Below are 12972 nucleotides of genomic sequence, written 5' to 3' on the forward strand. Positions count from 1 at the left end.
ACCCAGCGAGGTCCCCCATGGTGGAACAAGACAGGATGCTGCACCTGCTCAAGCAGGTGACCTCGGAGCTGCACGAGACCCGCAACCGGCTCAAGCGCATCGAGGACCGCTCGACCGAACCGATCGCCATCGTCGGCATGGGCTGCCGCTACCCGGGTGGCGTGGTCGACCCGGACACCCTGTGGGACCTCGTCGACACCGGCCGCGACGCCACCTCGGACTTCCCCACCGACCGGGGTTGGGACCTGGCCAACCTCTTCGACGACGACCCCGCCGCCGTGGGCCGCTGCTACACCCGGCGCGGCGGGTTCCTCACCGGGGCCGCCGACTTCGACCGCGAGTTCTTCGGCATCTCCCCCCGCGAGGCGTTGGCGATGGACCCGCAGCAGCGGATCCTGCTGGAGACCGCCTGGGAGACCTTCGAACACGCCGGGATCGACCCGACCGGCCTGAAAGGCAGCGACGCCGGCGTCTTCGTCGGCATCCCCGCCGCCGAGTACAACCACCGCAGCAGCCCCCGCGACGACGTCGAGGGCTACCTGCTCACCGGCAACGGCTGCTCGGTCGCCTCCGGGCGCCTCGCCTACACCTTCGGGTTCGAGGGTCCCGTCGTGTCCGTCGACACCGCCTGCTCCTCCTCCCTGGTCGCCCTGCACCACGCCGTGCGGTCGCTGCGCGCCGGCGAGTGCTCGATGGCCCTCACCGGCGGCGTCACCGTGCTGTCGGTGCCCACCATCTACGTGGAGTTCGCCCGCCAACGCGGCCTGTCCCCGGACGGCCGCTGCAAGTCCTTCTCCGACGACGCCGACGGCACCGCCTGGTCGGAGGGCGCCGGCATGGTGCTGGTGGAGCGGCTGTCCGACGCCCTCCGCAACGGGCACCGGGTGCACGGCGTCATCCGGGGGACCTCCATCAACTCCGACGGCGCCTCCAACGGCCTCACCGCCCCCAACGGGCCCTCCCAACAGCGGGTGATCCGTTCCGCGCTGGCCTCGGCTGGCCTGTCCACCGGCGATGTCGACGTCGTCGAGGCGCACGGCACCGGCACCGCGCTCGGCGACCCCATCGAGGCGCAGGCGCTGATCGCCACCTACGGGCAGGGCCGCACCCCCGACCGCCCCCTGCTCCTGGGCTCCATCAAGTCCAACATCGGGCACTCGATGGCCGCCGCCGGCGTCGCCGGCGTCATCAAGATGGTGCAGGCCATGCGCCACGGCAGGGTGCCCCGCACCCTGCACGTCAGCGAACCCAGCAGCCACGTCGACTGGTCCGGCGGCACCGTCGCCCTGGCCAGCGACCCGACGGCGTGGCCGGACACCGGCCGGCCCCGCCGCTCCGCCGTGTCCTCCTTCGGGATCAGCGGCACCAACGCCCACGTCGTCCTCGAACAGGGCCCGCCGGTCGAACCCGCCCCGGCCGCCCCGGAGACGTCCCCGGCGCCGCTGGTGGTGACCGCCCGGTCGGAGGAGGCGCTGCGCGCCCAGGCCGGCCGGCTCGCCGCCCACCTCACCGCCCACCCCGAACTGCCGCTGGGCACCGTCGCCCGCAGCCTCGCCACCACCCGGGCGCGACTGGACTTCCGGGCGGTCGTGCTGGCCGAGGACCACGCCGGGGCGCTGGCCGGCCTCGACGCGCTCACCCGCGACCAGCCCGACCCCCGGGTCCGCACCGGGACCGCCGTGCCCCCACGGCTCGCCGTCCTCTTCGGCGGCCAGGGCACCCAGCGGGCCGGCATGGGCCGCGAGCTGCACGCCCGTTTCCCCGCCTACCGGGACGCCTTCGACGAGGTGTGCGCCGCCCTCGACCCCGAGGTCGGGTTCTCGGTGCGCGACGCCGTCCTCGGTGCCGACCAGGACCTGCTCGACGACACCGGCCACGCCCAGCCCGCGCTGTTCGCCGTCCAGACCGCCCTGTACCGGCTGCTCGCCTCCTGGGGAGTGCGCCCGGACATCGTCGGCGGCCACTCCATCGGCGAGGTGACCGCCGCGCACGTCGCCGGGGTGTGGGACCTGCCCGCCGCCTGCCGGGTCGTCGCCGCCCGCGCCGGCCTGATGCGGCGGCTACCCCCCGGCGGCGCGATGGCTGCCCTGGCCGCCACCCCGTCCACCGTGGACGCGTTGCTCGTCGAGGGCGTCGAGGTGGCCGCCGTCAACGGCCCGACCTCGGTCGTGGTCTCCGGCGACGCCGACGCCGTGGACCGGGTGGTGGCCGCCGCGACCGGGCGGGGCGTGAAGGCCACCCGGCTGCGGGTGTCGCACGCCTTCCACAGCGCCCGCATGGACCCGGTGCTGGCCGAGTTCACCCGTGTCCTCGAGACCCTCGAGTTCCGGGAACCCCAGCTCGTCGGGCTGTCCAACGTCACCGGTGGCACCGCGGACCGGTGGACGGAGCCGGCCTACTGGGCCGAGCACGTCCGCTCCACCGTGCGGTTCGCCGACAACCTCGCCAAGCTCGGTGACCTCGGGGCCACCGCCGTCGTCGAGGTCGGTGCCGACTCCACCCTGGCCGGGATGGCCGGCCTGGTGCTCGACGAGACCGTGCCCGTCGTGTCCACCCTGCGGCGCGACGGCGACGAACCGGCGCACGTGCTCACCGCGCTCGGCGCCCTGTTCTGCGCGGGCACCCCGGTCGGCTGGGACACCGTGCTCGGGCGCGGCGAGGTCGTCGGCCTGCCCACCTACCCGTTCCAGCGGGAACGGTTCTGGTTGAGCGGCTCCGGCCAGTCCGCCGACCCCCGTGGTCTCGGCGTGGCCGCCGCCGACCACCCGGTGCTGGGCGCCGTCGTCGACCTCCCCGGGGACGGCGGGGTGGTGCTCACCGGCCGGCTCGCCTCGGGAACCCACGGCTGGTTGGCCGACCACCCGGTGCGCGGGCGGGTCGTCGTCACGGTCGGCGCGCTGCTGGAGGCCGCCGTCCGGGCCGGCGACGAGGCCGGGCACGACACCGTCGCCGAGTTCCAGGTGGCCGAACCGCTGGCGGTCCCCGACGCCGCCGACGTCCACCTCCGGGTCACCCTCGTCCCCGACGGCGACGCGGCCAGCGCCCTGTCCGTCCACGGCCGGGTCGAGGGCACCACCCCGTGGACCGAGCTGGCGACCGGACGCCTGACCAGCGGCGGCGCCGCCACGGTGCCCTCGCCCCCGGAGACCGGCGACGTGGAGGAGCTCTCCGTCAGCGAGGGCGGCGCGCTCCGCCGCCTGCGGCGCTCCGAGGACCTGGCCCTCGCCGACCTCGACCTGCCCGCCGACCACGCCCGGGACGCCCGGCACTTCGACCTCCACCCCGCCCTGCTCGACACCGCCCTGGCCGCCGCCCGCACCGCCGGCCTGCTCGGGGCCGACACCGTCACCGCCACCTGGGCCGGGCTGCGCCTGCACGCCGTCGGCGCCGCCGAGGTCCGGGCCGTCCTCCACCGCCTCGGCACCGGCGAACTGGACGTCCTGCTCGCCGACGGCGCCGGGCAACCGGTGCTCACCGGGCGGGTCACCGCGTTCCGGGAGGCCACCGTGGCCACCCCGGAGGGGACCACCGCCGCCGAGGAGGACCCGCTCTACCGCGTCGAGTGGACCTCCGCCAGCCCCACGGCCACCGAGGACACCGGCAGCTGGCACGTCCTCGACGAGTTCGCCCCCGCCGGCGCACTCGCCGCCGTCGACGGTGAACCCGACACCCTGGTGTGGCCCGCCTTCCCGCCGGCCGACGACGAACCCCGGTCGGTGCGCGCCGCCACCCACGCCACCCTCGCCGTGCTCCAGACCTTCCTCGCCGAGGAGCGGTGGTCCGGGGCCCGCCTCGTCGTCGTCACCCGGGGCGGGGCCGCCACCCACCCCGCGCACCACGCCCCGGTGACCGCGACCGCCGCCGCGGTGGGCGGCATGGTCAGGTCCGCCCAGTCCGAGGACCCCGGCCGGATCCTGCTCGTCGACCTGCCCCCGGGCAGCGGGGTCCCCCTGGACGAGGTCCGGTCCGCCGTCGCCGTCGGCGAACCCCAGACCGCCGTCCGGGACGCCGCGGTGTGGGTGCCCCGGCTCCAGCCGTCCCCCGCCGCCACGGTGGCCCCGCCCCCCGAGGGGACCTGGCGGTTGGCCGCCGACGGGCGTGGCAGCGTCGACGGCGTCGCCCCCGAGGCCACCGAGCCGGTCGAGGACCTGCCCGAGGGCGCCATCCGGGTGTCGGTGCGGGCGTCCGGGGTGAACTTCCGTGACGTCATGACCGTGCTCGGCATGTACCCGGGCGAACCCCTGCCGTTGGGCCTGGAAGCCGCCGGGGTCGTCACCGAGGTCGGACGCGGGGTGGACGGGTTCGCCGTGGGTGACCGGGTGATGGGCCTGTGCGAGGGCGGGTTCGCCTCCGAGGTGGTCGTCGACCACCGGATGTGGTCCCGGTTCCCGGGGTCGTGGTCGTTCGCGGAGGCGGCGACGGTGCCGGTGACGTTCCTGACCGCCTGGTACGGGTTGCGGGACCTGGGCCGGTTGGTCGAGGGGGAGTCGGTGTTGGTGCACTCGGCCGCCGGTGGGGTGGGGATGGCGGCGGTGCAGTTGGCCCGGGAGTGGGGTGCGGTGGTGTACGGGACGTGCGGGCCGGTGAAGCGGGGGTTCGTGGAGGCGTTGGGGGTGGCCCCGGAGCGGGTGGCGTCCTCTCGGGACACCGGGTTCGCGGAGCGGTTCGGGCGGGTGGACGTGGTGCTGAACTCGTTGGCGGGGGAGTTCGTCGACGCCTCAAGGGGGTTGTTGGGCGAGGGTGGTCGGTTCGTGGAGATGGGCAAGACCGACCTGCGGGACCCGGGGGAGTTCCCGGGGGTGGAGTACCGGTCGTTCGACCTGTTGGAGGCGGGTCCGGTGCGGATCCGGGAGATGTTCACCGAACTCCTCCCCCTGTTCGACCAGGGCCGGATCCACCCGCTGCCCGTCTCCTGCTGGGACGTCCGCCAGGCCGGGGACGCCCTGCGGTTCATGAGCCAGGCCCGGCACGTCGGCAAGGTCGTCGTCACCGTGCCCCGACCCCCCGACCCCGAGGGCACGGTGCTCGTCACCGGCGGCACCGGCGGCGTCGGACGGGCCGTGGCCGAACGCCTCGTCACCCACCACGGTGTCCGCCACCTGCTGCTCACCGGACGCCGGGGCCCCGACGCCCCCGGCGCCACCGACCTCGTCGCCCACCTGGCGGACCTGGGCGCCACCGCCACCCTCGTCGCCTGCGACGTCGCCGACCCCGACCAGACCCGGGCCCTGCTGGACGGCATCGACGCCGCGCACCCCCTCACCGGGGTCGTCCACGTCGCCGGGGTCGTCGACGACGGGCTGCTCGGCACCCTGACCCCCGACCGCGTCGACGCCGTCCTCGCGCCCAAGGCCGACGCCGCCCACCACCTCGACCGGCTCACCGCCGACCTCGACCTGTCCTTCCTCACCCTGTTCTCCTCGGCCGCCGGCCTGATGGGAGCGCCCGGCCAGGCCAACTACGCCGCCGCCAACGCCGCCGTGGAGGCGGTGGCCCTCCGCCGGGCCGCCACCGGCCGCCCGGCCCGCGCGCTGGCCTGGGGCCTGTGGGAAGGGATCGGCATGGGCGCCGGGCTGTCCGAACAGGACGTCGCCCGCATCTCCCGGGGCGGGATCACCCCGCTCCGCCCGGAACGGGCGCTGCCGCTGCTCGACACCGCCCACCGCTCGACCAGCCCCGTGGTGGTGCCCATCCTCGTCGACACCGCCCGGCTGGAAGCCACCGCCGGGACCGCGCCCCCGATGCTGCACGGCCTCGTCCGGCGCACCGTTCGACGCCAGGCCAGCGCCGCCACCACCGGGTTGGACACCGCCTGGACCGAGGAACTCCCGGGCCTGTCCGGCATGGAACGGCAGCGGGTGGTGCTCGACGTCGTCACCACCCAACTCGCCGTCGTCCTCGGCCACGCCGACCACCGGCGCATCCGCCCGCAGCAGCCGTTCACCGAACTCGGCCTCGACTCCCTCACCGGCGTCGAACTCCGCAACCGGCTCGCCGCCGCCACCGGCCTGCGGCTGCCCGCGACCCTGGTGTTCGACCACCCCAGCCCGCAGGCCGTCGCCGGTGCCCTGCTCACCGAACTCGTCGGCGACGCCGGCACCGACGCCCCGCCCGCCGACCGGGCCGCCCCGCTGCGCGAGCGGATCCACCGCCTGGAGGAGCTCCTGGCCTCCGCCGACCCCACCGACGAGGCCTACTCGGGAGTGGAACCGGCCCTGCGGCGGCTGCTGTCCACCTGGTCGACCCGGGCCGCCGCCCCCGGCGGCCCCGACGGTGACGCCCGCGGCCACGACGACGTGACCGACGCGTCCGCGGAGGACATGTTCGCCCTGCTCGACAGCGAGCTGGGCACCTCCTGAGCCGCCCGTCCCCGCCCGCAAGGAGAACCCCCGTGGCCAGCGAAGAGAAGTACCTGGACTACCTCAAGCGCGCGACGGTGGACCTGCGCCACGCGCGCCGCCAGCTGGCGGAACTGGAGGACAGGGCCCACGAGCCGATCGCGGTCGTCGGCATGGCCTGCCGGTTCCCCGGCGGGGCCGACACCCCCGAGGCGCTGTGGCGGCTGCTCGCCGACGGGCCCGACCCGGTCGGTCCGTTCCCCACCGATCGGGGCTGGCGGCTCGACGACCTGTTCGACGACGACCCCACCAACCCGCGCACCACCTACGCCCGGAGCGGGAGCTTCCTGCGCGACGCCGGCTGGTTCGACCCGGACCCGTTCGACATCGGCGAACGGGAGGCGCTGGCGATGGACCCGCAACAACGGGTCCTGCTGGAACTGGCCTGGGAGAGCGCCGAACGCGCCGGCATCGCCCCCACGTCCCTGCGGGGCGGCGACACCGGCGTCTACCTGGGAGTCGTCGCCCAGGAGTACGGGAGGGGCGCGCCGGAGGCCGCCGACGTCGCCGGGCACGTCATGACCGGCCGCACCACCAGCATCGCCTCCGGCCGCATCGCCTACACCCTCGGGCTGGAGGGCCCCACCGCCACCGTCGACACCGCCTGCTCGTCGGCGCTGCTCGCCCTGCACCTGGCGGTGCGGGCGCTGCGGGCCGGGGAGTGCTCGCTGGCGCTGGCCGGCGGCGCCGCCATCCTCGGCCAACCCGACATGCTCGTCGAGTTCGGCACGTTGCGCGGCTCCGCGCCCGACGGCGTCTGCCGGCCCTTCGCCGAGGACGCCACCGGCATCGGCTGGGGCGAGGGAGCCGGCATGGTCCTCGTGCAACGGCTGTCCGACGCCCTCGCCCAGGGCCGGCCGGTCCTCGCCGTCCTGCGGGGCTCCGCCGTCAACTCCGACGGCGCGTCCAACGGGCTCACCGCCCCGCACGGCCCGGCGCAGCGCCGCGTCATCCAGGCCGCGCTCGACGACGCCCGACTACCCGGGACCGCCGTCGACGCCGTCGAGGCGCACGGCACCGGCACCCCGCTGGGGGACACCATCGAGGCCCACGCCCTCCAGGCCACCTACGGGCGGGACCGGGACGACCCGCTGCACGTGGGCTCGGTCAAGTCGGTGCTGGGCCACACCCAGGCCGCCTCGGGCATGGCGGGCCTGCTCTCGATGGTCATGGCACTGCGGGAGGGAACCCTGCCCCGCACCCGGCACACCGAGCGGCCCACCACCCGCGTCGACTGGCGCACCGGGGCGCTGCGCCTGCTCACCGAGCCGACACCGTGGCCAGCCCGGGACCGTCCCCGGCGCGGCGCGGTGTCCTCCTTCAGCTTCAGCGGCACCAACGTGCACCTGATCCTCGAACAGGCACCCGGAGCCCCCACGCCCCCCACCGCCACCACCGCCCCGACCACCACGGTGTGGCCGGTGTCCGCCCGCACCCCCGACGGAGTGCGCGCGCAGGCCGCGCGGCTGCGGGACGCCCTCGACACCGCCGCCGACGTCGACCCGCACGCGGTGGCGTGGACGTTGGGCACCGGTCGGGCCGCGCTGGAGACCCGGGCCGTCGTCCTCGGCGACGACCTCGCCAGCCTCCGCGCCGGACTCGACGTCCTCGCCGCCGAGGGCACGGCCGCCCCAGCCGGCGCCGCCCTGCTCGTCGGAACGCAGGAGGTCGAGGACCCGGCGGTCGCCGTCGTGTTCACCGGGGAACTCCCACCCGGCCAGGCCGAGGACCTCGCCGCCCGGTTCCCGGTGTTCGCCGCCAGCTACGAGGAGCTGCGCCCGGCGGGGGAGCGGATCGCCCACCAGATCGCCCTGTTCGACCTGGTCGTCTCCGCCGGAATCACCCCCGAGGCGGTCGCCGGCGCCGGCGCCGACGAGTACGCGGCGGCGGTCGCCGCCGGGTTGTGGTCCAGGGCCGACGCCCTCCACGTGCTGACCGCCACCCCCGACCAGCACCGCGCCGTCCTCGACGCGGTGACCTTCCACGAACCCGACCTGCCGGCGGTGGCCGAGCGGCCGGTGTCCACCCGGGACTGGCTCGACCCCGCCTACTGGTCCGACCGGCCGGGCCCGTCGACCGGGACCGCCGGGGCGGTGGACCTGGCCGCGCTGGCCGGGGAGGGCACCACCGTCCACCTCGTCCTCGGCACCAGCCCCCCGGCCACCTCCCCAGGCACCGACATCGTCGTGTCCGTCGAGGACGGTCCGCTGGCCGCACTGGCCCGGCTGCACACCCTGGGCCGCACCGTCGACTGGCGGCGGGTCCTCCCGGCCCGCCACCCCGTCGACCTGCCCACCTACGCCTTCCAACGCCGCCACTACTGGCTCGGCGGCGGCCTGGAGCCGGCGGCGACCGCCGGGACGACCGACCCCACCGGCCGTCCCGCCGCGCCACCGGACGCGGACGCCACCTCCGGAGCCGGCGGGGACGACTCCCCGGAGCGGGCGGCGCGCCGCGCCGCCACCCGCGACCGGCTCGCCGCCCTCCCCTCGGCCACCCGGGAACGCCACCTGGTGCGGTTGGTCACCCGGACCGTCGCCGACGCCCTGGACCAGCCCGCCGGGGGCACGGTCCCCGCCCGCCGGTCGTTCACCGACCTCGGGGTCGGCTCGCTGGCCGCCGTCCGCATCCGCGACGCCCTCGCCGCCGAGACCGGGGTGTCCCTGGCCGTGTCCGCCGCCTTCGACCACCCCACCCCCCGTGACCTGGCCCGGCACCTGCTCGCCGCGCTGTTCCACGAGGACGTCGCCGAGCCACGCCCACCCCGACGGCCCGAGGCCGCACCGGCGACCGGGGACACCGTCGCCCTCGTCGGCATGGCCTGCCGCTTCCCCGGCGGTTCCGACAGCCCCGACGCCTACTGGCGGCTCCTCGTCGAGGGCACCGACCCCGTCACCGACGTACCCGCGGGCCGGTGGGACGCCGCCGCCTACCACGACCCCGACCGCGCCGCCCCCGGCCGCGCCTACACCCAGCGCGCCGCCTACCTGCCCGACATCGCCGACTGGGACGCCACCCTGTTCGGCTACACGGCCCGCGAGGCGGTACGGCTCGACCCGCAGCACCGGATGGTGCTGGAACTGGTGTGGTCGGCCCTGGAGGACGCCGGGTTGTCCGCCGACCGGGTGCGCGGCAGCCGCACCGGTGTGTTCCTCGGCATGACCGACTCGCAGCAGTACCAGGCGCGGCAGGCCGAGGCGGAGGGCCGGTCCCTCGCCGACGACCCCCTCTTCGCCCTGGGCACCTCGGCCAGCGCCGCCGCCGGCCGCATCGCCTACCACCTCGACCTGCGCGGCCCCTGCCTCACCGTCGACACCGCCTGCTCCTCGTCCCTCGTGGCCGTGCACCTCGCGGTGCGCAGCCTGCGGGCGGGCGAGTGCGACACCGCCATCGTCGCCGCCAGTTCGGCCACCCTCAGCCCCGAGGTGTTCGTGCAGGCCTGCAAGTCCCACATGCTCGCCGAGGACGCGCACTGCAAGGTCTTCGACGCCGCCGCCGACGGCTACGTCATCGGCGAGGGCGGCGCGGCGGTGGTGTTGCGCCGGTCCCGGGACGTGCGCCCCGAGGACGCCCCACCGCACGCGGTGCTGCGCGGCACGGCCACCAACTCCGACGGGCACACCAACGGCCTCACCGCGCCCAGCGGCGCGGCCCAGCGGGCGGCCATCACCGACGCCCTCGCCGACGCCGGGCTCCGCCCCGGGGACCTGGACTTCGTCGAGGCGCACGGTTCCGGCACCGCCCTCGGCGACGCCATCGAGTTCGGCGTCCTGCGCGAGGTGTTCTCCCGCCGGGACGACGACCGGCCGCTGCTGGTCGGTGCCGCCAAGAGCAACGTCGGCCACCTGCTCGTCGCGGCGGGCATGGCGGGCCTGGTGAAGGCGGTCCTGGCCCTGCGGGCCCGGCGGCTCCCCCCGAACCAGCACCTCACCACCCCCAGCGACCAGGTCGACCTCGACGGGCCGGTGCGCCCCGCCACCGGCACCCACCCCCTCCCGGGGGCGCCCGGCCAGCCGCCGAGGGCCGGCATCAGCTCCTTCGGCTGGTCCGGCACCAACGCCCACCTGGTCCTGGAGGCCGCGCCCGACCCCACCCACCACCACCAGGACACCGGGCACCCCGGCCCCCACCTGCTCACCGTGTCCGGAGCCACCCACCAGGCGGCGCGGGACAACGCCGTCGCCCTCGCCGACCACCTCGACGCCCACCCCGAACTCCGGCTCTCCGACGTGGCCCACACCCTGGCCGCCGGCCGGGCCGCCCTCGCCCACCGCCTCGCCGTCGTCGCCTCCGAACCCACCGAGGCGGTCACCGCCCTGCGCGCCGCGGCCACCCGCACCACCACGCCCACCACCGGCGACACCCCGCACGCCGTCGAGGCCACCGACGACGCCCGCCCGGAACTCGCCGAGCGGCTGGCCGCCTGGGGCCTGGGCCAGGACGCCTCCGACCCCGACCCCGAGGTCGTCCTGTCCACGACGGGAACCGGGGAGTTCCCCCTGCCCGACGCCTCCGACGAACGCGGCTGGCTCGACCTCGTCGGCCGGCTCTGGGAACGGGGGATCGGCGTCGACCTGACGCCACTGAGCCGCCCCGGTGCCCGCACCCTGCGGTTGCCGACCTACCGCTTCCACCGGGTCCGCCACTGGCCGGAGACCACCGGCCACGCCGACACCCGACCAGGTGCCCCCGCTCCCGGGATCACTTTCCACGGACCCACCTGGCACCGCGACGAGTCCCCGCGCGCCCTGGCACCGGCCGAACCCGGCACCGTGCTCGTCCTCGCCCACGACGACGCCCTCGCCGACGGGCTCCGCGCCACCGGCCACACCCCGGTCGCCGTGCGCCCCGGGCAGGTCCTCCGCCTCGACGGGCACCCGCCGCACGAGCTCGACCCTGGCGAGGCCGACCACCTCCGCCAGCTGCTGTCCGAGGTGGACACCGGAACCGGTCCACTGCGGGTCGTGCACGCCCTCGGCCTACGCCCCGCCCCCGACACCCCCACGGCCCTGCGGGACGGCCCGCACAGCCTCGTCGCCCTCGTCCAGGCCGCCTCCGCCGTCGCCCCCACCCGACCGCTGCACCTGCTCGTCGCCAGCACCGGCGCCGCCGACGTCCTCGGCGGGGAGACCCTCGACCCCCTCCGCGCCCTGCCCGCCGGGCTCAACCGAAGCATCCGACGCGAGTACCCCTCGGCCCGCGTCTCCTGCGTCGACCTCGACCCGGACGCCACCGACCACGCCCGCCACGTCCACATCGAACTGTCCGCGCTGGCCGCACCCACCCCACCCGACACCGCGCACGCCTGGCGGCGCGGCCGGCGGTGGCGCGCGGTGCTGGACCCCCTCACCCTGCCCGCCGTCCCCACCCGGCAGGTGTGGCGGGAGGGCGGCACCTACGCGATCACCGGCGGGACCGGTGAACTCGCCCTCGCCCTCGCCGCCCAGCTCGCCCCGCTGCGCCCGCGCCTGGCCCTGCTGCACCGCCGCACCCTGCCCCCGGCCGACCGGTGGGACACCGTGCTGGCCGAGCACCCGAGGGGCGAGGACGCGAGGGTGATCGGCGAGCTCCGCGCCCTGCGGGCCGCCGGCGTCGAGGCGCACCCGTTCACCGCCGACGTCACCGACCCCGACGCGGTCTCGGCCGCGTTGGAGGAGGCCCACGAGCGCCTCGGCCCCCTCGACGGCGTCCTGCACCTCGCCGGTGTCGCCGGCGGCGGCCTCCTCCAGCACCGCACCCGGGAGCGGGCCGACGCCGTCCTCGCCCCCAAGATCGCCGGCACCCTCGCCCTGGCCGAGGCGCTGCGCCGCCGCCCCGTCCCCCTGCTGGCCCTGTTCTCCTCGGCCGTCACCGCCGTCGGCGGCTTCGGCGAGACCGACTACGCCGCCGCCAACGCGTTCCTCGACGCCTTCGCGCTCGCCCACGACGGCACCGGGGCGATCGCCGACCGCGTCGTCTCCGTCGCCTGGGGACCGTGGCGACGCGACCGGTGGCAGACCGAGGCGCTGGCCGACGCCCCCGAACTCCGCGCCAGGATGCTGCGCTACCGCGCGCGGTCCGGCATCAGCGACGCCGCCGGCCTCGACGCCCTCACCCGGGTGGTCGCCGCCGGCCCCCCGCACGTCTACGCGCTCGGCGACACCCTCGACGGCCTCACCGCCCAGGCCACCGGCACCGGCCCCGAGGTCGAGGCCGCCGCCGGCGGCGTGCCAGCGGAGCGCCGCCGCCCCCGGCCCACGCTGCGCACCCCCTACCTGGCGCCCCGGGACGACACCGAACGGCACATCGCCGAGGTCTGGCAGGACCAGCTGGGCGTGGACCGCGTCGGCGTCCACGACCCCTTCTTCGAACTCGGCGGCACCTCCCTGGTCGGGCTGTCCGTGGTGGCCCACCTCTCCAGCCACTTCGGCATCGAGTTCGCCCCCGCGAACCTGTTCGAGCGCCCCACCGTCGCCCGGTTCGCCGAACTCGTGCGCGACCCCGACGACCACACCCCCGAACCGGGCACCACCCGGGCGGCGCGCCGAGGCGAACGCCGCCGGGCGGTGGCCGCCCGTCGCCGCCGGTAGTTACT

Annotated in this window: 2 protein-coding genes; both read left to right on the plus strand. The window is 76.6% G+C overall.

Annotated elements, in window-relative coordinates:
* The first annotated feature begins 20 nt into the window (after positions 1-20).
* Positions 21-6359 (plus strand): type I polyketide synthase, encoded by a 6339-nt coding sequence (locus ACOJVX_RS10905; RefSeq protein WP_422647575.1) that lies wholly within the window; start codon positions 21-23, stop codon positions 6357-6359.
* Between the two features lie 32 nt (positions 6360-6391).
* The gene (locus ACOJVX_RS10910; RefSeq protein WP_422647494.1) at positions 6392-12967 is read left to right on the plus strand and encodes an SDR family NAD(P)-dependent oxidoreductase; all 6576 of its coding nucleotides are present in this window, start codon (positions 6392-6394) and stop codon (positions 12965-12967) included.
* The last annotated feature ends 5 nt before the right edge of the window (positions 12968-12972 follow it).

It is taken from the genome of Actinoalloteichus caeruleus (assembly GCF_049311605.1).
Lineage (GTDB): Bacteria > Actinomycetota > Actinomycetes > Mycobacteriales > Pseudonocardiaceae > Actinoalloteichus_B > Actinoalloteichus_B caeruleus.